This window comes from Bacillus sp. JJ1474, assembly GCF_036965225.1.
Taxonomy (GTDB): Bacteria; Bacillota; Bacilli; order Bacillales; family Cytobacillaceae; genus Cytobacillus.
Genome location: NZ_JBALPC010000114.1, coordinates 17,623 through 38,849 on the forward strand (window position 1 = coordinate 17,623; position 21,227 = coordinate 38,849).

Consider the following 21,227-nt stretch of genomic DNA (forward strand, 5'->3'; position numbering starts at 1 on the left):
GGACTGCCTTAATTCTATCGATAATGACCCTTTAGGAAGCTGGTCTGCCGCGCGCTTATACACGCCAAGCTCGCCGACTTTATGCCAATTATTCTCTTCTGCTAGTTTCTCAAATTCCCAAGGCATCATCGTATTACATATTACCTTTTCCTGATATAGCCGCTGGTAGCTGTTTACTCGTGGCGCAGCTGTTGGCCCAAGAATACCAATGCAGGCGAATCCGCCTGGCTTCACAGCTCTTTGTGCTTCCATTAAGACCTTAAGAGGGTCCTCAGTCCACTCTAAAGAATTAATCGCCATTACAGCATCAAAGCTATTATCAGGAAAGGGGAGGGCAGAAATATCACCTTTCATAAATTGTGAATGATTATGCTGATTAATTTGCTTTGCCTTCTCAATCATTTCCTCAGAAACATCAATTCCTGTAACCATATATCCAGCTTCTGATAACTTTAATGACCCAAAACCGTCCCCACAGCCAAGATCACCTACAGAACCACCGGAAGGAACAAATTCTGCAAAAAATGACGGAATCTCTTTTCTGCTTCCACTTTCCCACATTTCTTGGCTTATTGAATTCCAGCTTGTAGATTTTTCATCCCATTGTTTCTTAGCCTCTTTACTCCATTCAAACTTTTGCATAATTCCCCTCGCTTTCACTCAATTAAAAATTGAACAAATAAAATATAAGTCTCTCCCTTATAATTTCTCTATTAAGAAAGCGAATCCTTTGTTTAAAAATACAATAACTGTGAAAAATAAGACTAATCAAAGGAGGAGAAACGATGTTTGAAGAACAGCTAGTGGCTGTACACAGAAACTATTTTGGAGATATTATCAGTTTTAAAACATCAAGCGGACGAATCATTTCATATCAAAAAGCTTTACAAGAGGCAGAAAATGGACAGATAGCTGGAGTGAATATACAAAATGGACAGGATGGAAATTCTTCCATATTAGTGCCTGAAACAGCCCTATCTTTTAATGATTGGCCTGATATGTATTAAAGGACCTGCATCATAGGCAGGTCCTTATCATTGTTCTTGCGCTAGCTTTTGTTATTGTGCTTCCTCTTGTTCTAGTTCCTGTTCTTTAACGTGTTCTTGCGCTTCCTCTTGATCTTCCTCTTCGTTTTGTCTTTGAATCTCTCTTAATGCTTCAACCCGCTCGGCATCCTCTTCAAAATACTGAACGAGATCTCCAATTCTGTCGATTGCATCCCAGCTTAAATGATGTTCAATCCCTTCAACATCGCCGTAAATATTTTCTTCTTTAACCCCGATTAAACGAAGCATCTGCTCCAGTAAATCATGCCGAAATACAAGCCTTTTTCCAATCTTATTACCTTTTGAAGTCAGACTTAAACCTCTGTATTTTTCATAAACTAGATACCCATCTTTATCAAGCTTCTGAACCATTTTTGTTACAGAGGAGGGATGTACTGCAAGAGCTTCTGCTATATCTGAAACACGGGCATATGTTTTCTCGGCAATTAACATGTAAATCTGTTCGATATAGTCTTCCATACTAGGTGTTGGCATCGAATACCCTCCCATATGAACTGGCCAAATATCTTTGTCCTATTTTTCGTATACTTCATTATATGAAATTGACTATGCAAAGTGCCTATATTTACAAGCAGGTGACAAAGTTAATATCATATAATTATCTTAAGGCCTTTAAAAAGTTTACTACATTCATCATAGTGAAACAAGGAATTCAATGGCTAATATTGACGCTATTGGTTCTGAAACATAAACTTTACTCTCTTTTCTTTATCATCCCACATAAGTTTTGCCGAAAAAGTTTTTTCCTTGCTTTTGAAACCATCCATTAATTCTGTCGCACCTTCCTGGAGCAGCTGCTTAAGTAACTTTTGTGTGATGGATTTACCCATAATTTTTTTAGAGATAGTAAAATTACATTTCGTTTTATTAAAATTCGTGCAGCCATAAAACTTTCCTTTATCAATGACCTTGCCTTCACAAAATTTGCATTTCCCAATGGCAGTTGCTTTCTTTTGCTTCGATTTACCTGGTGTAAAGCCTTCCTTATCTTCTTCATTAAATGCCCATTCCCCGGCATTTTTTACAGATGCTTCAATAATGTGCGACACCATTTTATTTGTCAGCTCCATAAATTGCTTTGGGGAGGCCTCACCATTTGAAATGTCTTTAAGGCGCTGCTCCCATTTGGCAGTCATCTCTGGGGACGCAAGAATCTCAGATCCGATTGCACCAATTAATATTTTTGCCTTCGGTGTTGCATACACTAGATTTTTATTTATATCAATATAATTACGGTCTTTCAACATTGTAATAATGCCTGCTCTTGTTGCTTCTGTTCCAAGACCTTCGGTTTTCATAAGCACTTTTTCCAGTTCTTTGTCTTCTATATGCTTGCCAGCTGTCTTCATGAGTGTAATAAGCTGACCTTCTGTGTATCTTTTAGGCGGCTGGGTTTTACTTTCTTTTACCTCTGCCATTATCACATTGCCTTTTTCTCCTTTTTGTAATGGAGGCAATTCTGGTTCATTGTCTTTTTCCACCTGCGGAATGACCTTCCTCCACCCCTCTTCAAGCTGAACCTTCCCCTTTGATAGGAATTTAGCTCTCCCTTCAACGAGTGTTTTCACGGTCGTATATTCGGTGACAGCCTTTTCATAATGTGCGGCAATAAGACTTCGCACGATGAGATCATACAGCTTTTTTTCATCAGGAGAGAGCTTTTCCAGGCTTGGTACTTGCTCAGTAGGAATAATGGCATAGTGGTCTGTTACTTTTTTGTCATTCACATATCTTTTATTATGAACTAGTGAATTTGTCGGCAAAGGGAAAAAGGGTTGATAATCACTGATTCGTCCGATCTTTTTCAGGATTTCCGGAAATAGCTCTGCTTCCCCTTTTGTCACATGTCTCGAATCAGAACGAGGATAGGAAACGATCCCTTTTTGATAAAGCTTTTGTAATACATCTAAGGTTTTTTTTGGAGGTAGCTTGAAGCGGCGATTTGCTTCTGCCTGAAGTGCTGATAAATTAAATAGTAACGGAGGAAGAAATTCCTTTTTTTCTGCCTGAACTTCTGCGACCTCTGCTTCTTTATTTTGGCAAAAAGCAGCAATTTTTTCGGCAAGCTCCTTTGTCTTTATTCGCGTCTCTCCGTCATTTTCCCATTTTCCCGTATATTTTTTTCCATTTATTTTAAATTGGGCTTGGACTTCCCAAAAAGGTTCTGATACAAAGCTCTGAATCTCGTTTTCTCTTTTTACAATTAAGGCAAGGGTTGGTGTTTGCACCCTTCCTACTGAAAAAACATCAGAAAACCCTTGCTGCTGGAGAAGAAGGCTATATAGGCGAGAAGCGTTCATCCCTACGACCCAGTCTGCACATGCTCTCGTATATGCCTCATAATAAAGGTTACGTGTTTCTGATTCTTCCAGTAATGATTGGAAACCATCTTTAATGGCTTTTGGGGTTAACGAAGATATCCAAAGCCTTTTCATCGGAAGCCTCGATTTAGTAATACGGAGAATATTTCTAATAATTAATTCTCCTTCACGGCCTGCATCCCCCGCATGGATAACTTCTGTCAGCTTAGGGTCGGAAAGAAGATTTTTTATTATGTAAAACTGTTTTGCTTTATCTTTCGTCACTTCATATTCAAATTGTGATGGAATAATCGGCAATGAATGCAGTGACCATTTCTTCCACGCAGAATCATATTTTTCTGGTGCTGCCAGCTGGCATAGATGGCCTACTGCCCATGTCACATAGGCTCCTTGGGGAAAAACATCATTTGGAAAAATTTCTACAAACCCTTGATGCTTCTTCATTTTAAAAACGGAAGCCAGCGTCACTCCCTGGTCAGGCTTTTCCGCAATAATAAGTTTCATCTATTGCTCACTTCCAATTTTGATGATAATTTTGACAACTATATTAATACTACTGAATCAGTGAGCAAATAACTAGACTTAAATAAAACAGTTTTCTAATTAAATCTTTCATTTGCTTTGATCTTCCGAAATAAATTAGCCCCAAAATTGTTCGCTTAACAATTTTGGGGCTGTATTTAAATATTTGTATTTTTAATTTAATAATTATACTGTAACAGCTGATAAACCTTTTGCTACATTTTCTACTTTTGCTAAACCTTCAGCAATAATCGTTTCGGCTTGAGCTGGCATAGCAGCGTGTCCTTCAATTATCACTTCATCAACAAGCTTCATACCAAATACTCCGCCGCATACATTTTTAATATAAGTAGCAGCCATCTCCATTGGTGCTGCTTCTGGTGATGAGTAAATGCCTCCGCGAGCACTTAGAACAACGAATTTTTTGTCAGTTAATAATTGTACCGCATTGCCATTTTCATCATATTTGAAAGAAAATCCAGCTTGGTAAATATAGTCGATGAAAGATTGTAATTTAGCTGGGATTGTTAAGTTCCATAATGGGAACGCGAATACAACTACATCTGCAGCTGTTACTGCATCCATTGCTTTTTGTTTAGCAGCCAAAATACGCTTTTCCACGTCTGTCATTTCTTCGCCAGACGCTACTTTACCGAAAGCGCTGAATAAATCTTGACCAAGGTAAGGCATATCTTCTGCAAATACATCGTAAGTAGTTACGTTTACACCTTCAATGTTATTCATGAAAGCTTCATACATTTTAGTTGATACTGCTTCAGATGCTGGGCGGTTGTTTGCTTTTACTACTAGAATATTCATTATGTTTTAAGTCTCCTTTAGATGTCTTTGATTTAATTATCTCGAATTAATAATATATCAAACTAGAACTTAAGTCAATCGAAAATTTGAAACTAATTATAACCAAAATTAGGCACTGGTTTTTCAACTTGATTAATCAAGCGATAATGCAAAAAAAAATTACAAAGGCGGTAATTCTTTTTTTTGGCTATGTTTATGGATACGAGTCATCAGAGTGTACAATGTTTTCGTTTCTTCCTCGTTTAAAACCTCATCAAAAAATGACGATTGAAACGCGAGTTGAGCTGGCATCGCCTCATCTAAAATCGCTTCACCCTTTTCAGTGAGACTGATCGTTTTTGTTTTCCAATCTTGCTTGCGCACTATATAACCTTCTTTTTCAAGCCGTACAAGCATTCGGGAAATACCACCTTGCGTAACTGTTACTTTATCAGCTAGCTCCATTTGCGTTAGCGGCTGATAAACTTGTATTTGCACGAGCACATCAAATTGTGCTGTTGTAATATCAAAACGCTTTAAAAAATCATTCGAAAGCTGGTTACTGCGGTTCGTAAAACGCATTAAGCGTAACCATATTAAAGACCCCATCGTATTATTACGCAACTCGTTTCCCCTCCCTAACATTAACCTAATTATCACTTTACCACTCAACTGAATAGAAATCAAGTTAAACCTCTCATAATCAAAAACGCAGCAAATTTGCTGCGTTTTTGATCCGATAAGTTAATCACTGTTAATTTAGTTATTGATTGCCTAGGTCGCGCTGAGCCCCCGTATAACTCCCGATTACATTTTGATAACCCGGAAGATGGCCTGCAAGCAGGGCGCCAAATCCTTCTTTGTCGTTGCGCCAATCGCGTTGCAATTCGCTTGCCACACTAAACCAATTCATGAGCTGTACTCCTGCATTAGCCATACGCATTAATGCGGCGTTCGCCACCTGCTTGTTGAAAGTTCCGGAAGCATCGGCGACAGCAAATACTTCATAACCTGCCTTCACTGCGGAAAGTGCCGGAAAAGCAACGCAGACATCGGTCACCACACCGGCTATAATCAGTTGTTTCTTGCCATTTTCCTCAATCGCCTTGACGAAATCCTCGTTGTCCCAGGCGTTGATTTGACCTGGTCGAGAGATCTTTGGCGCATTTGGAAAGAGATCGACGAGTTCTTGCATAAGCGGTCCATTGGGACCATTCTCAAAGCTTGTGGTCATGATGACGGGCAGATTAAAAAATTTAGCAGTATTGGCCAAAGCCAAAACATTATTCTTGAATTCGTCTACACCGTAGTCACGGACAAGGCCGGAAATGAGTCCGGTCTGATGGTCCACTAGAAGAAGCGCAGCTTTATCCTTGGAAAGACGTGAATAGAGATCAGACAATTTGTATTCCTCCAAAATTTATGTATTATAAACGATTCCCTTTTTGTATTTCCTTCACTTTAATTTATTTCCAACATTCAATAAAAACAATTACATATATTTAAACTAATACTTATTTTCGAAAAGAGGGTTGCCATGTTTATTTATGTCGTTAAAGAGAGTGATTCTGTGTTTTCGATTGCAACTAAATACCAAGTCTCTATGGATAGTATACGCAACATAAACAGATTAAAAACAGATAGATTAGTACCAGGTCAAGATTTGCTAATTCCGACTAATATATATATTGTTCAGCCCGGGGATTCACTTTATTCCATCTCTCAAATGAGTTTAATTTCAATAGAAACTATTCGTTTATATAACGGGTTGCACTCCGATATATTAATGGTTGGAATGAGGTTATATTTGCCCCCTAGACTTAAGTATGAAGCTGAAGGTTTTAGTTATATAACACCCTCTACACCTGAAAAGAATCAAGTAATCGTCCAAACCTTCGCACCGATTAATACTTTTTTTGGAATTTTTGAATACCATGTTCTTGAAGATGGAAGTTTGAGCACTTTAGATGATCAGCAACTTATTCGAATTGTGAAAGAGAATAAGGTTGCACCCCTTGCCGTTATCACGAATTTGACCCCGACAGGATTTAGTCCCGAATTAACGAGAAAAGTATTAAATACTCCTGAAATTAGAGAAAGATTAATTAATAATATCTACAACCTTGTCAAAACAAAAGGATATGCAGGTGTAAATATTGATTTTGAACGGATTCGCGAAAGTGAAAGGGATTTGTATAGTGGCTTCTTACGTTCTTTAAGTGATCGATTGAGGCCTGAAGGATATTATACATCCGTAGCGGTACCGGCTAAAACAAGTGACGAAATTTCTTGGTTAAAAGGTTATGATTACGGAGGAATTGGAGCAGCTGTTGATTTTGTCTTTATTATGGCTTATGACTGGCACGAAACAAGCAGTTCACCTGGTCCTACTGCTCCCATTGGGGAAGTGAGAAAAACAATCGAGTATGCTCTTAATCACATGAGAGGAAATAAAATTATCCTTGGTGTTCCACGCTATGGATATAATTGGACAATGGCAAATGGAACAGTAGAAAGTGCCCGTGCCGTATCTGTCTCTACTGCAGTAGAAACAGCTATGAAATATCAAGTGCCAATCCAATATTCATCAGAATATCAGCAGCCTTTCTATCAGTATCGAGACGAAACGGGTAAGCGACATATTGTGTGGTTCGAAGATTCAAGGGCCCGAGCTCAAAAACTTCAGCTAATGGTTAATTATCGTCTAAGAGGGGTTGGGGCCTGGCAATTGGGATTACATTTTCCCCAATCAGGTATCCTAGTAAGGGAATTTATGATTCCAAAAAAGATTATTTAATAACAAAAAACTGGTTTCCTATAGATAAATGGGAAACCAGTTTTTTAAATAACTTTTTGCATGATCATTTAAATATATGTAACAAATTCGTCTACTGGTTTACGGTACCCTCTTGGTTTTCTGCTCTGTACTTTTTCCTTTCCAAGGGCAATCATTAATACTGGTTCATATTGATCAGATATGGATAATAATTTTTTCAATTGTTCTGGGTCAAACCCAATCATCGGACAAGTGTCCCAGCCTTTGCTTTTAGCAGCAAGCATGAATAACATCGCTGACAGTGAAGCATTACGAATGGCTTCATCACGCTGGAATACTTCTCCTCTCTGATCATATAAAGACGTTACATCTTGTATTTCATTGTCATACTCTTGTTTGCTTAATATTCCTAAAGCAAGTAGTCCTTCATTGATTTGCCCCACATCTTGATAAGCCTTCTTATCACCTAGAACAATAATTACTGCTGAAGCAGTTCCAACTTTATGTTGATTATATGCTGCCTTTTTTACGCCTAACTTCAACTCTGGATCCATTACTACTAGATAATTTGTATGCTGGAGATTGAATGCAGACGGTCCCATTTTTACAAGATCAAAAATTTCATCAAATTCTTTTTTTGAAATTGGATTATTTTCCAAAAAATTACTTGCTGATCGTCTTACTCTAACTACCTGTTCAAATGTTTCCATGTTCATACACCTCAACTGAATTTTTTCAGGCATCCTACTTTCAGTTTACTAGGCAATTGATAAAAGGGCAAACATTTTGTTTTTAATTTGAGATATTTAATTTAAGAGTTTTAATTAAATTAAAAACCTAGGCTTCTCCGTTTGACTTAGAAAAACCTAGGTTATAACTTCAAATTATTTCTCCTGTAGTGATTGGGTGCAAGCTTCCATTAAAAGCAAATGAGATTCTACCCGTCTCCTCAGATACAACAAGCACAAGAGCGTCACTTTTTTCGGATAAACCTAGTGCAGAGCGATGACGTGTACCTAGTTTTTTATCACCCGTATATTTGTCAGAAAGTGGGAGGACATTAGCTGCGGAGACGATATGATTTTGACTTACCAACACAGCCCCATCATGTAGAGGATTTCCCGGAAAAAAAATTGATTCCAATAAAGTATGGCTCAATTCTGCGCCTATTGAGATACCAGGATGAATCAAAGATTCAAGAGAATCCTCTCGTTTAATAACAATTAATCCTCCATGTCTCCGATCAGACATATTTTGTACACAGATTGATAATTCCGGATATTTATCCGTAAACGGAGATAAATAACAGTTTAAATAAAAAGTAGCTGCTTTCATTTCAATATGTACAAATTGATTTTTTATTTTTTCAAAATTTCCAAGAAGGCAATAATTTTCATTATCCATTGTTTCTAAGCTGCTCTGCAGGGCTGAAATAACTTGGACGATATCCTTTTTTAATGATTGTTTCATCGGTGAAAAGTCGCAATTATTCTGATTCATGGAGCCATACCTCCTTTTTGTAATCATTATTTTATATGGATGATGAAATTTACAACTTGTAAAATAATTAAACAAGTTACTCAATTTATAACCAGAGCCTACCATAAGTTTGTCTACATGAGCCTTAATTATTCACTGTTGAAAAAGGAGCCGAAAAAACTCCTTGAAAGATGTAGAGGCTTCCCTAAGTAAGTTGTAAACATACTGCTTAGGATAGCCCCTTTTTATTTTTTTATGAGTTACTTATTTCTCAATTGTTTTAATACTTGTTCTTTAGCTATAAGGTTAATTTTGTCACATGTTATTCCTTTATCACCAATAACATTTGTTAAATAATTTTTACCGTTAACAGTAACAGTAACAGTTACTTCTATCATAATTTAATCCTCCATTCATTTTCATCAATTAATGTATTTTTACAATTATATGTTCTATTTTTTTGCTTTAAAAAAACTGCACTTACCTTTTGGCAGTAAAAGATCCTTTTTCGAGTAATCTGTTTGCCGCCATTTTTTCAAATGTCTCGTTAGAATCTACTATCCATACTTTCGTATTATTTTTTACCATTCCAAACAGCCATTCGATTTCATTGTTGTTCATCCTTATGCAACCTGCTGTAACATACTTTCCGATAGCGTTTTCGTTATTATTTCCATGTATTGCATAGGTATTACCAGGAGTCCCATATACGTTCAAACCAAGCCATCTACGACCTAATGGGTTCTCAGGAGCTCCACCAGGAATATTTTTTTTATTATAAGGTCGGTCAATTATTTTATTCACAATTCTATATTCTCCAACTGGAGTTAAATCTTTTGTTTTCCCAGTTGCGACGGAAAAAATGTATATTTTGTTTTGACTATTAATATAGGCTAATTTATTTATCTTCTTATTAATAATGATGATATCTTCCCCATTTTTTTCAGCAGCATAGGCGGAATTAGGTGTATATGATAATCCAACTACAAAGAAAGTTAAAATTATCAACGGCATCATCATATTTACTACTCTATTCAAATTATTGTCCTTCTCTCTATTATATTTAATTGCAAACCCAACCGAAAAATGCTCAGCTGGGTTTGCACGTCATGTCATTGAATGGAAAATTATTTATCTAGTAAATACGTTTTGTCCGTAAGTGATTTTTCCTGTTTCTGATAATGAAATGCTGCTAGTGGCTTTAATATTTAATTTATTTTGAACATAAAGCTCATTTCGGGTAGGATCAATACCTTGAATGGCTTTATAGGCTGCACGATAGTATTTGGCATCAAGTTTTATGTCAGCATATCTTCCATATATTACTGGTCTAAATTGGCTGTCATTTTGAATAACTCCATAGATGGAATTAGGATATTGACTGTGATGCAATCGGTTCAATATTATAGAACCCACTCCAATTCGGGCATTGAATGGTTGATTATAGGCTTGCATATAAATAGCACGTGCTAAAAGGTCAACTTCATATTGGTTATACGTTACACGCATTAATTTCTCGATTGTAGCTCTTCCTAGAATCCCATCGGCATGTAAATGATAATGCCTTTGAAAATTCATAATAGAGTGCTGATCATGAATGTTATAGCCTAATTGTTTGAAACGAAATTCATATTGTTTAATTTGTGAATAGCTATATCTTTCAAGATGTGTATATTTGTGATTATTCACTTTCACTTCTTGGTTTTGTGTATATCTGCTGGGAGCTGCTGCTTCTACTCCCGAAATAGTTGTAAATGCTGTTCCTAAAATGGTTGCTGCCGCAGCCCCTGTTAATATTGTTTTTTTCAATGTTTTAATCATAATCTATTCCCCCTGTTATTTTATATTTAAATATCTTTTAGTGATCAGTTCCTAGAAACAGAGCTTAAATAGGCCTGAAAATAAAATTGGTTACACATCCCCTTGTCTCCTTTTTGTTCTCAGGTTACTTTTTATAACTCATGAACACATCATAACTCAAACTCGTAAATATCTCAACTTAAAAAATCTTCAATTAAGGATAAAAATTATTCCACTTTTACTATTTTCTTATTCTTGGCTTCTGTTTCAAATTTCTACAAAAGTAATGATAAACTTCATTCCTTATTCGGAAATTTAATTCGATTTATACCTACAATCTTGGTCTATAACGTTTAAGCGGTCCTCAGCAATCGATAACCCAACTATATATCATTAGCTGATAAAGTCCGCTGTTTGTATGGAGGAGAGGTTCCTCGGAAAGAATAATTTCAACATCAGAGATTTTTTGGATTCGTTCGAAAAGGAGAAAAATTTAAGGGAGAATTTTAAAATGAAAATAACAAAAATAACTACACTTTTAGAATTGATGCAAGCCATTTCAGAAAATACACCACAAGTTTTGGAGATAGAAACATCAATTCTTTCCCCGCATTCCATTACTTTATCTGAAGGCTACAAATTAATAGGAAAAAGTAACGGTTCATGTATGGTGAGCTTTAACAATAGTGATGGTTTTGGTGTGACGCGCAACAATACTATCTCAAACTTAACAGTGATGACAAAACAAGCTAACCGAGCAATATATACGGTTTACGGCATTCCAGATATGGGGAATATTGTCCTTGAAAATTTGAATATTACAGGGCAGGTTTCAATTATTTCTAGGCCAGGAACAGACAAGATAAATCTGATTGCAGATAATATACATATTACTTCTTGCGATTCCAGACATTACAGTGAGCAGCCGCAAAAGTATGGCGTTAATGTATACCAAGGGGCACTGACTGTTTATAATTTTAACTCTGACGAAAACAGTAAGATTGATTGCAGATTAACCAATATCTGCATAGGCTTTAAAAATGCTCCGGTTATTGGCTCAGGCATTTTTGTTTGTGGTTTTGGCGATAAAGGTGGCAAAGTTAATTTGGAAACACTAACCACAGGTGCTGTATATTCAAATGGTATGTTACCCTATGGTACAGCAGATATCATTACTGCTGCTGTTTTCATAGTTTATGGTGTTGAGGCAATAACAGTTGAACATCACGGTGAGCTTGTGACTTATGGTGTTAATGATATGGTCCTGGATACGTGGGGCAAAGTTGAAAAATGGGTTAGTAATTATCCAATCGTATCTTATGGACCAAGCGGTATTGGATTCGTGAATTTTGGTACAGTAAAAGATTTCTTGGCACAAGATATTATTACATATGGGTTAGGTGCTAGGGGCTTTAACCAATATGACGGTACGGTTGAAAATATTAAGTTTAAATCCATCACTACCTATGGTGATGGCTCAATAGGCATACAAGTTAGCAAACCCATTGGAAATATGACTGTGGAAGAAAACGTAACAACATATGGCTCTGTGGGTAATTCCCTAGTCAAAGGCGTAATAACAAAGCTTGCGGCAAATGCAATAAGTATTAAATCAGGAGGCAAAGTTGAAAGTTTGACCATTAATGGAGACATTATTACTTATGGAGACAATGTTACGAATTACGCATTGGAAGGCGGCGAAGTTACGAAGTTCAACGTCAGCGGAGAAATTATAGTTCATGGGGAAAATTCACAAAAATATAAACCGTAACTAAATGGGGTATTAGCATTTCTCAGATATAAACTAAAAATTATGTTATTTTCTGAGTTTTTCCTCCTTACTCCTCTCTCAAATTTCTATAAACATAAAAAAGGTCGATACCCCTTTAACCATAAGACTAACGGGTATAGACCTTACTTTTTTACAATTTATTTTTTCCTATCCAATCAATAAAATTATTCATCGTTCGATCCAAAATTTGAATAGTTGGCTCATGTATCAGCTCTCCCGCTTTATTTATTTTCTCATGTATAAAAGTAATATAAACTTCATTTCCAGGTAAGATAAGGGCAGAAATGCCTGGCGAATTTAGAATTTGACGAAGATGAATCTGAGCACGAACAGTTCCTAGGGCTCCTGTCGTACTGCCGATGATCATAACCGGTTAGTTAACCATAACCGTATCAACTCTAGAAACCCAATCGAGCGCATTTTTTAAGAGTCCTGGGATGGAATGATTATATTCAGGTGTAGAAATTAAAACACCATCACTTTCTGAAATCTTTTGCTTAATTTCCGTTACGATTGGAGAAGAATTAAACTCATCATCCTCACTGTACATTGGTAACTGTTCAATTTTTAAAATTTCAATTTCAATATTCTCTTGAAAACGTTCTTGAATAAAAGCAGTCAGCTTTCTGTTGTAAGATCCTTTACGATTACTGCCAATAATTGCAGCGATTTTCATGAAAGTTTTCCTCCTGGTATAAATCCTGATTCAAAATCATATTTATACTCAATTTTCCCTCTTTGTTCATCTTATATGCTATCTCGACATATACTTTCCATATTAAAAAAGCCCAACTGAGGAATGTTCAGTTAGGCTAGATCGTCACATATTTTTTTATTCGAATTTCCCTTCTCTGAAATCCTTGTATGCTTGTACAATCTCTTCTTCCGAATTCATCACAAATGGACCACGAGCGACAACATTTTCTCTAATGGGTTGGCCAGCATATAATAAGACGTGTAATTTTTCTTTAGATTGAATCTTCACTTCACTCTTTCCGGCATCCATTCCACGTTCCAACCAAAGAACTTGACCTTTCTCGCCATCCGTATTTTTACTGCCAAAAGTACCTTTTCCTTCTATTATATATAGAAATCCATTATAGCCACCAGGAAGATCCTGGATGACAGTTTTATTCGGTTCAAGTATAATCTCTACCATTGTAACAGGTACGTGATTTTTCGTGCCGGCCTTAACACCCATTGATGAGCCTGAAAAGACACGGATGACTGCGCCATCTTCAAAACGAACTGGCATATCCTGTGCACGCATATTCTGATAACGAGGTTCTGTCATTTTTTTATCACTAGGCAGATTCACCCACAACTGCAGGGAATGAACGGTTTCTCCCAAAGCAGGGTCCTCTGTATGAATGATCCCTTTACCAGCTGTCATCCATTGAACATCTCCGGGTAATAATTCCCCTCCGCCTGTTTTGTTATCCAAGTGTTCAAGCTTTCCATCAATCACATATGTTACAGTTTCTATTCCACGATGCGGGTGCATTCCGAATGTCCCCCGCTGGAAAAAATCTTCCGCCATCAATAGAAATGGATCATATTCTTCCCAATTACCCGGTTCTAAAACGAATCCAACTTTATGAGTTGGCGAATTTTCCTGAAAAGAGACATTTTTTACACTTCTAATTCCTCTGGACCAGACATTTTGGCTACTCATTTTTTTATCCACCCCTTTAATTAATTTACATTTTTCTATGACACTAATTAAAAGCTAATATCTTTAAATTAAATATCTTTAATGTGAGATAATTTTACGTTTTATCTTTGTCTGTGTCAATCAATTAGAAAAATTAAAAACCAACTTTTCTCTAGTAAAAGTTGGTTTTAACTTACTAACTTTTATTTTGATTTTAGGATAATCACCTATTATTTGACATTGAAAGATACGAAAGAACATTTGCAATCGAGAAAGCTATCAATTTATTAATACGATGTTACTGTGACTGTCGAACGATATGATCTGCCAGTCTAATGGCCAAAGCAACATTTGAAAGTACAGGTCCAGCCGCAGTTAATGAAGGAAGCACACTATTATCAGCTACAAATAGCCCTTGAACCCCATGTACTTGACCTTGACGGTTAGTCGCTGATGTCGAAGGATCATCTCCCATTCTGCTTGTACTCGCCTCATGCATATCTGCCCCTGGCGGCCTCAGCGCCAAAGAAGATTCATCCAGAGTCACGCCCATAGCAGCTGCAGATTGTCTAATGCCTTGGGCAACCTGGTTTGCTACTTGACGGTCTTTGTTGCTTAAAGAGTATTGGACTTGCTGTAACGGTACACCGAACTCATCCTTCTCAGCCGTAAGGTACACTCTGTTCTCAGCTCGAGGCTCCACCCTTCCAAAGGATGCGTAGACAACCATAAGCTGATCCTTTAATGCTTTGTCTTCAAACTGCTGATATGAAAAGTATTGGTCTGGCCCAAGAATCTGAATTTGATATGGAGACTCATTTGTCTCAAATTTCAATACAGCGAGATTGCCCAGTTTGTCAGAGAACTGTCTTCGATCGATTGTTCCAATTCCAATAATGGATACATGCCCTGTTAAATAACGCCCAATTGCAGGCCCTTGGATTCCAGAATTAAGCAATAGACGCGGAGTTTCTAACGTACTAGCCGATACTACGACATTTTTGGCGCGAAGTATATGAGACCTCTTGTCTTCAGAAAATACTTCGACACCCGACACTCTTCCACTTTCAGCAATAATTCTAGAAGCATAAGCGTTAACTGCAAGGTCATATGGCCGATCAAACAAGGCAGCAGCTAAAGCATTGATCGAACTAAACCATGGATTTGAGTGGACTTCACCTTGCCGGGATGGAGTCATATCAAAAGCTAAAGGCATGTCATCAGCTTCCAAAATCCCGTTTGCATGGAGTCGCTTTAACATAACATTTTGCATCGATGAGCCCTTAGCATAATCTCTTGTAACATGTAATAATTTTTCGGCCATCCCATAATATACATTTATTTCACGGGGATGAATTGGCCATTTATTAAGCTCAGACCGAATAGGGCGCGGAGTGGCTGCATTCCAGAACAATGACCTGCCTCCAAGTGCATATACCATTGTAGCTCCTGAAAATTGTGGTAACCGTTTACCTAAAGCTGTTGAATTATCAGGAAGAAGGACATCTCGGGCTGTATTCACATTCTGCGTAGGAATATTAAGGGAATGGGAATGAAATAACTTATCACCCTTTTCAATTATTCCAATCTTTTTGGCTCCTTGATTCTTCCACAACTCACAAAGTCTTTGTAAAGTTGCCCCTCCCCCGGGACCTGAACCGACAATCAGGACGTCGTAATTGGTCTTGGACATCTCTTCAAGTGTTTTAATAGGAATCCAATTATTCTTATATTTCACAACCATCATAATCACCCGCCCTAACACATATTTATTTTCAATTCAATTTATGCCACATGGCTTTTCCAATATGTCAAGTTAGGGTTATTAATAGCTTAAATCTAAAAGAAGCTGACCATAAAAAGTCTTGTTAAAAACCTTTCAAGTCAGCCAGCGGTCAAAACCTTTTCAGTATCAATATTTTTCCTAATTCATTCATCATACCTTTGAATCATATTGTCGCTAAGGGTGTATAATTCGCTAGCAAGTATTGATATTATAATTCTATTAAAAATCGTATTCTGCTTCTTTAGCTTTGCGGATTTTCGCATATGTTTCCGTTAGTACTACTGTATCTTCGACTAAACGCTCGATACGGAACAGCACATCATCATTTGTAATTTCTTTTCGCTGAAAATCCTTTTCTTCAATAAATACATAAGTTTGTACGATTTGTGCTTTCATATAAGCCAATATAGGTTTTAATTGTTGTTCTGCCATTAAGTAATGCTTTGGAGTGCCAGCTGTCACAAGCATACTGACAACTTTGTCGCGAAATGCGTTTACTGGCAGTAAATCAAATATATTTTTTAATGTAGCTGGGATGGATGCTTGGAACACTGGTGTGCCTATAATAATGGCATCTGCCTCCATTATTTTTTCGGCTACATATTTTGTATCGCCTGCATACTCCCAATAATTACGTCCATCACTGAACTGAACTTCAAATTCTGCTAAATCAATAAGCGTAATTTTTGCGTCTGGATATTTGTCACTTGCAGATTTTAATGTGTAGTTCATCGCTGTTCTTGTTTTAGAACCAACCTTTGAACCTGATAAACCGACTATTTTCATTTTATATGCCCCCTATTTTTTAACTGTAAATTTTCTTACTGCAGGCAAAATTTCTGTTGCTATCAATTCGATGTTTTTCAATATTTTATCGAATGGCACACCACCAAAATCAATTTGTGCCATGAATCTCTGTTGTCCGTATAATTCATATTGATAGTGCATTTTTTCAATAATTTGCTGTGGGCTTCCTATCATTAATGCATCACGATAGTCAACTGCCTGAGCGAATTGTTGCTTCGGATAACCGCCGCCTCTTAATGCCTGCATCCCTGTATTCACATGTGGATAGTACTCACGAAGTGCATCCTGTGAATTTTCTGCCGTGTAAAATAAACTCGTTGTGGCAATAGGCAACTCGCTTGAGTCAAATCCATTTTGTGCTGCAGCTTCACGATAAGCATCTACAGATATTTTAAAATTTTTCGCTGGGCCCCCAAGTGTTGTTAGCATCATTGGTACTCCTGCATTGCCTGCTTTAATGGCACTCGCAGGCGGACCGCCAACAGCACGCCAAATCGGCATATGGCCATTTAGAGGCTGAGGAAGAATATAGGCATTTTCCAGTGGTGCACGGAATTGTCCTTCCCAAGTCACTCTATCCTCATTATTTATCTTCAACAGCAGCTCTAATTTTTCTTCAAATAATTCTTCATAATCACGGACATCATATCCAAGCAAACTATATGCACCAATTCTTGATCCGCGACCAGCGACAATTTCTGCCCGGCCATTTGAGATTAAATCGAGTGTTGCAAAATCCTCATATACACGAACGGGATCTGATACACTTAACACCGTTGCCGAACTCGCAATTTTTATATTTTTTGTCGCTTGTGCAATAGCACCTAAAATGACTGTATGTGCTTGCGTTGTAAAATGCGTTTGATGACTTTCACCAACAGCAAAAACATCTAGTCCCGCTTCATCTGCTAGCTTACTTGCTTCAATTAATTCGCGAATGCGCTGCTCAGCGCTAATGCGACTTCCTGTATATGGGTTTAGCAAATGATCACCAATTGAATATAATCCAAATTCTAGTCCTTTATTTAAATCGATACGATATTTTTCCATTTTCTTATCTCCCCTTAATCAAGCGGCTTTAATTTGGCTTCAATTTCTGCACGTTTCTCTTCTAAAAATGGCGGTAAATCTAAATTCTTTCCTAAATCTTCAATTGAAGAATCTGCTGTAAATCCAGGTCCATCTGTTGCAATTTCGAATAAAATCCCATTAGAATCACGGAAATATAAGCTTTGAAAGTAAAAACGATCAACAATGCCTGATGAATAGAATCTACGTTTTTTCACTTCTTCATTCCAAAACAGGAGTTCTTCCTCGTTTTTTACACGAATGGCTAAATGATGAATACTCCCACGCCCTGGCTTTTCACTTGGCCCCTCTTGCTGCTTTACAACAATTTCACCAAATGCTTGACCGGCAACAGACTGAAAGTTTGCTTCATCTTCTGTGCGCACCACTTCAATATAACCAAACATTTCCGTTAAAGTTTTAGCTGTTCGTTCCAAGTAACGCACTGTAATTTCCACAGTTCCCATTCCTAAAATACGATGCTCAGGCTCTACAGCTGAATCTTCCCAAGCCATCCAGTAATCTGGTATCTCTTCTCCATTATTATTTAATAAAACAAGTCGCAACCCTTCTGAATCTTCAAATGGAAGTGCTGCTCGACCTGCATAGGTTGTGATTTCACTGTGCTTAACTTCAAATTGCTCAAAGCGTTTTTTCCAATATTTAAGACTTTCCAAAGATGGGACGAGTAAGCCAATTTGAGTAATGGCATTTGTTCCACGATGCGTTCTTCCCGCTAACGGCATTTCAAAAAAGGATAGTTCTGTACCTGCACTTCCAGTTAAATCTCCGTAAAATAAGTGATACATGGAAGGATCATCTTGGTTAACGGTCTTTTTCACGCGCCGAAGACCTAACACGTTTTGATAAAAATGATTATTTAATTGAGCGTTCTTAGTGATCATTGAAATATGATGATGCCCAGGAATTTTATACATTGTTCTTCCTCCTTAGATTTAACTTGATTAATCAAGTGAATGGGTAAAAAATTTTATTGTTAAGTTTTTTTTATGCTTACGATACGTGTTATTATTTTGTACTACATTACTAATATTAACCTCTAACATCACTTTACCACTCAATTGATATGAAAGCAAGAATAAAATCTCGAATTCAAGATTTTTAATTTTCAAGTAATCCTTTAAGTTCTAAAAAGTAGTAAATGTTTGTGTTATTAGCGAAAAAAATCATTTTTATGTCTTAATGTTGCTAAGTATGAGAATAACTAATCATGAAGAAAAAACATTTTTGATTAATCATTTTTTGTGAGGTGGATTTAAAATGCCCTATATTACTGTAATTGGTCAAGGTACTTTTGAAGTAGAATTGGGAAAAAAGTTAGTATTAGCATTAGAAGATAATGGTGTAAATATTCTCCATCGCTGTGGCGGTAAAGCAAAATGTACAACTTGTAGAGTAGAAGTTTTGGCAGGTGATTATCTTAAAGTATCTAGCAATGAAAAAAATGCTTTTGCGGCTAAAGGATTGAATGATGATCAATTATTTGATGATTATCTTCGTTTATCTTGTCAAATTATTGTGAATGAAGATATTACTGTTCGTCCAATTATGACAGTAGAAAACTCTGGTCTTAATGCCGGTCCAAGACCAACGGATTAAATTTGGCTGCAGTTCATTCAATGCACCAATTATTGGATGAAAACCAAACAGTCAAGCATATAAAATTCCGGTTTAACCCTTCTACTTTATCGGTTACTTTTTATAATCAGTAAATTTGTTATTCTCGTGTTTCGGTACTTATAATAGTTTTTAGTTATTGCTATCATTAATTATTTTATAGTTAACAAACAATTTTTATCTTCATTAGTAAAACAATTTAGGTTACAATAAATATACAGGGGTTTCATTATACAAAGTGATAATAAGGAGATGTAGGGAGATGAGCGAACCGCAAGATCTATGCCCTAAAGTAGAAAAATCCTTTGAACTAATCGGAAAAAGGTGGACTGGGTTAATTATTTATGTGTTAATTGGTGGACCCAAACGTTTTAGTGAAATTCATGCAACAATTCCAGATTTAAGTAAACGAGTGCTCACGGAAAGAATGAAAGAACTGGAGGAACACGGAATAGTTGTACGTCATGTCATACCTGAACGCCCTATTCGGACAGAGTATTTGCTCACAAAAAAAGGAACTGAATTAGGAAAAATTCTTGGGCCAATCAGTGGTTGGGCAGAAGATTGGATTAAGGATTAATGTAGGCGAGTGAACAGTTCAACTTTCATCACTATGGCTCCATTAGAAAAGAAGTATCAACTCGTGATTTTTCATTAGAGATAAGCGATATCATCATTGAATAAACAACAATAATCAAGAATACATAGTTGCTTGATTATCATACATCATTCAGCACAGAAGCAGATAGTATTCTTGATTTTAGAAAGGCAGGAAAAGATACACATGTCAAATGTTCTTTATATTACAGCGAATCCGCATGATGAAACTGGATCTTATAGTATGGAAGTAGGAGAAGCATTTATCAAATCATATAGAGATTTACATCCTAATGATGAAATAGTTCATCTTGACTTATACAAGGCTAATATTCCATATCTTGATGCCGATGTGTTTAGTGGTTGGGAAAAGCTTCGGACAGGAATTTCATTTGATAAGTTATTACCAAGCGAAAGATCGAAAGTAGGTCGTTTAGCTGAATTAGGGGGACAATTTTTATTAGCTGATAAATATATATTTGTTACACCAATGTGGAACTTTTCTATACCAGCAATTATGAAGACATATATTGATGGTGTAGCTGTGTCTGGAAAAACTTTCAAATACTCTAAAGAAAAATCAGTTGGTTTGTTAACAGGTAAAAAGGCAATACACATTCAAGCCCGTGGAGATATTTATTCAGAAGGACCAGATGCTGATATGGAAATGGGTCATCGTTACTTAGATGTTATGATGAAATTCTTTGAGGTATCTTCTTTTGAAGGAATATTTATAGAAGGGCATAAAAGATTTCCAGAAAAGGCTCAAGAGATTAAAGAAAAAGCTATTGCAAAAGCTATTGAAGCAGCAAAAAGCTTTTAGGTCTATAATAAAAAAACCTTATAATTATGTATTTGACACTCTTGTCTAAATACATGATTATAAGGAGCATTACTTCCATTACATATTATTTTAATCCCAAAAAGTTGTCTATATTAATTGACCATTCTTTGAGCTTCATCATGATAGAGTGTACGAACTTGGCGAGGCAAAAATCTGCGAATTTCTTCTTCATTAAATCCCACTTGTAACCTTTTTTCATCAAGAATTAGTGGTCTTCGTAATAATTTAGGGTGATCTTTGATTGTTTGATATAATTCTGAAAGTGAAAGAGAATCTAT

General features: G+C 36.6%; 25 protein-coding genes. 6 read left to right on the forward strand and 19 right to left on the reverse strand.

Annotated elements, in window-relative coordinates; all coding sequences use genetic code 11:
* Positions 1 to 642 (reverse strand): class I SAM-dependent methyltransferase (locus tag V7164_RS15135; protein WP_335354500.1); only part of this gene is annotated, 642 nt, incomplete at its 3' end.
* Positions 643 to 785: 143 nt separating this feature from the next.
* Here V7164_RS15135 and V7164_RS15140 point away from each other — a divergent pair.
* Positions 786 to 1,007, forward strand: a complete 222-nt coding sequence (locus V7164_RS15140; protein ID WP_335348403.1) for a DUF3892 domain-containing protein — start codon at positions 786 to 788, stop codon at positions 1,005 to 1,007.
* 51 nt (positions 1,008 to 1,058) lie between these two features.
* Here V7164_RS15140 and mntR read toward each other — a convergent pair whose 3' ends face one another.
* From mntR to ycaC, 5 genes are all read right to left on the reverse strand, one after another.
* Positions 1,059 to 1,541, reverse strand: coding sequence for a transcriptional regulator MntR (mntR, locus tag V7164_RS15145; RefSeq protein ID WP_335348404.1), 483 nt, complete (start codon positions 1,539 to 1,541; stop codon positions 1,059 to 1,061).
* Positions 1,542 to 1,738: 197 nt separating this feature from the next.
* Positions 1,739 to 3,892 (reverse strand): DNA topoisomerase III, encoded by a 2,154-nt coding sequence (locus tag V7164_RS15150; RefSeq protein ID WP_335354501.1) that lies wholly within the window; start codon positions 3,890 to 3,892, stop codon positions 1,739 to 1,741.
* 204 nt (positions 3,893 to 4,096) lie between these two features.
* The gene (locus V7164_RS15155; protein WP_335346806.1) at positions 4,097 to 4,729 is read right to left on the reverse strand and encodes an FMN-dependent NADH-azoreductase; all 633 of its coding nucleotides are present in this window, start codon (positions 4,727 to 4,729) and stop codon (positions 4,097 to 4,099) included.
* Positions 4,730 to 4,888: 159 nt separating this feature from the next.
* A complete protein-coding gene (locus tag V7164_RS15160) occupies positions 4,889 to 5,332 on the reverse strand; it encodes a MarR family winged helix-turn-helix transcriptional regulator (protein WP_335346805.1) in 444 nt (147 codons plus the stop codon).
* 139 nt (positions 5,333 to 5,471) lie between these two features.
* Positions 5,472 to 6,110 (reverse strand): isochorismate family cysteine hydrolase YcaC, encoded by a 639-nt coding sequence (gene ycaC, locus V7164_RS15165; protein WP_335346804.1) that lies wholly within the window; start codon positions 6,108 to 6,110, stop codon positions 5,472 to 5,474.
* 135 nt (positions 6,111 to 6,245) lie between these two features.
* On the opposite strand from ycaC, the gene V7164_RS15170 reads away from it, so the two are divergent.
* A complete protein-coding gene (locus tag V7164_RS15170; protein WP_335346803.1) occupies positions 6,246 to 7,505 on the forward strand; it encodes a glycosyl hydrolase family 18 protein in 1,260 nt (419 codons plus the stop codon).
* A gap of 68 nt (positions 7,506 to 7,573) precedes the next feature.
* Here the strand turns inward: V7164_RS15170 and V7164_RS15175 are convergent, their stop codons facing one another.
* From V7164_RS15175 to V7164_RS15195, 5 genes are all read right to left on the reverse strand, one after another.
* A complete protein-coding gene (locus V7164_RS15175) occupies positions 7,574 to 8,194 on the reverse strand; it encodes a nitroreductase family protein (protein WP_335346802.1) in 621 nt (206 codons plus the stop codon).
* Between the two features lie 169 nt (positions 8,195 to 8,363).
* Positions 8,364 to 8,984 (reverse strand): sporulation-specific diadenylate cyclase CdaS, encoded by a 621-nt coding sequence (gene cdaS / locus V7164_RS15180; RefSeq protein WP_335354502.1) that lies wholly within the window; start codon positions 8,982 to 8,984, stop codon positions 8,364 to 8,366.
* Between the two features lie 239 nt (positions 8,985 to 9,223).
* Positions 9,224 to 9,361 (reverse strand): BA3454 family stress response protein, encoded by a 138-nt coding sequence (locus V7164_RS15185; RefSeq protein WP_335354503.1) that lies wholly within the window; start codon positions 9,359 to 9,361, stop codon positions 9,224 to 9,226.
* Between the two features lie 82 nt (positions 9,362 to 9,443).
* Positions 9,444 to 10,001 (reverse strand): L,D-transpeptidase, encoded by a 558-nt coding sequence (locus V7164_RS15190; RefSeq protein ID WP_335354504.1) that lies wholly within the window; start codon positions 9,999 to 10,001, stop codon positions 9,444 to 9,446.
* Between the two features lie 93 nt (positions 10,002 to 10,094).
* A complete protein-coding gene (locus V7164_RS15195; RefSeq protein ID WP_335346799.1) occupies positions 10,095 to 10,784 on the reverse strand; it encodes a cell wall hydrolase in 690 nt (229 codons plus the stop codon).
* Between the two features lie 490 nt (positions 10,785 to 11,274).
* On the opposite strand from V7164_RS15195, the gene V7164_RS15200 reads away from it, so the two are divergent.
* Complete coding sequence (locus V7164_RS15200) at positions 11,275 to 12,534, forward strand: hypothetical protein (RefSeq protein WP_335346798.1); 1,260 nt, start codon at positions 11,275 to 11,277, stop codon at positions 12,532 to 12,534.
* Positions 12,535 to 12,685: 151 nt separating this feature from the next.
* Here the strand turns inward: V7164_RS15200 and V7164_RS15205 are convergent, their stop codons facing one another.
* From V7164_RS15205 to V7164_RS15235, 7 genes are all read right to left on the reverse strand, one after another.
* A complete protein-coding gene (locus V7164_RS15205; protein ID WP_335354505.1) occupies positions 12,686 to 12,922 on the reverse strand; it encodes an NADPH-dependent FMN reductase in 237 nt (78 codons plus the stop codon).
* 6 nt (positions 12,923 to 12,928) lie between these two features.
* Positions 12,929 to 13,231 carry an NADPH-dependent FMN reductase gene (locus tag V7164_RS15210; RefSeq protein ID WP_335354506.1) on the reverse strand — a complete coding sequence of 101 codons (303 nt, stop codon included), beginning with the start codon at positions 13,229 to 13,231 and terminating at the stop codon, positions 12,929 to 12,931.
* A 156-nt stretch (positions 13,232 to 13,387) separates the two neighbouring features.
* Positions 13,388 to 14,230: a pirin family protein gene (locus tag V7164_RS15215; protein WP_335346796.1), complete on the reverse strand. Its 843-nt coding sequence runs from the start codon at positions 14,228 to 14,230 to the stop codon at positions 13,388 to 13,390.
* 277 nt (positions 14,231 to 14,507) lie between these two features.
* Positions 14,508 to 15,956, reverse strand: a complete 1,449-nt coding sequence (locus V7164_RS15220) for a GMC family oxidoreductase (protein WP_335346795.1) — start codon at positions 15,954 to 15,956, stop codon at positions 14,508 to 14,510.
* 258 nt (positions 15,957 to 16,214) lie between these two features.
* Positions 16,215 to 16,781: an NADPH-dependent FMN reductase gene (locus V7164_RS15225; RefSeq protein WP_335346794.1), complete on the reverse strand. Its 567-nt coding sequence runs from the start codon at positions 16,779 to 16,781 to the stop codon at positions 16,215 to 16,217.
* A gap of 12 nt (positions 16,782 to 16,793) precedes the next feature.
* A complete protein-coding gene (locus V7164_RS15230; protein WP_335354507.1) occupies positions 16,794 to 17,852 on the reverse strand; it encodes an LLM class flavin-dependent oxidoreductase in 1,059 nt (352 codons plus the stop codon).
* A 14-nt stretch (positions 17,853 to 17,866) separates the two neighbouring features.
* Positions 17,867 to 18,808, reverse strand: a complete 942-nt coding sequence (locus V7164_RS15235; protein ID WP_335354508.1) for a ring-cleaving dioxygenase — start codon at positions 18,806 to 18,808, stop codon at positions 17,867 to 17,869.
* Between the two features lie 343 nt (positions 18,809 to 19,151).
* Here V7164_RS15235 and V7164_RS15240 point away from each other — a divergent pair, with 343 nt between their 5' ends.
* From V7164_RS15240 to V7164_RS15250, 3 genes are all read left to right on the forward strand, one after another.
* Positions 19,152 to 19,490 carry a 2Fe-2S iron-sulfur cluster-binding protein gene (locus tag V7164_RS15240; protein WP_335347597.1) on the forward strand — a complete coding sequence of 113 codons (339 nt, stop codon included), beginning with the start codon at positions 19,152 to 19,154 and terminating at the stop codon, positions 19,488 to 19,490.
* Positions 19,491 to 19,770: 280 nt separating this feature from the next.
* The gene (locus V7164_RS15245; RefSeq protein WP_335347596.1) at positions 19,771 to 20,088 is read left to right on the forward strand and encodes a winged helix-turn-helix transcriptional regulator; all 318 of its coding nucleotides are present in this window, start codon (positions 19,771 to 19,773) and stop codon (positions 20,086 to 20,088) included.
* A gap of 204 nt (positions 20,089 to 20,292) precedes the next feature.
* Positions 20,293 to 20,928 (forward strand): FMN-dependent NADH-azoreductase, encoded by a 636-nt coding sequence (locus tag V7164_RS15250; RefSeq protein ID WP_335347595.1) that lies wholly within the window; start codon positions 20,293 to 20,295, stop codon positions 20,926 to 20,928.
* A 113-nt stretch (positions 20,929 to 21,041) separates the two neighbouring features.
* Here the strand turns inward: V7164_RS15250 and V7164_RS15255 are convergent.
* A partial coding sequence (locus V7164_RS15255; RefSeq protein WP_335354509.1) for an ArsC/Spx/MgsR family protein occupies positions 21,042 to 21,227 on the reverse strand: 186 nt, incomplete at its 5' end.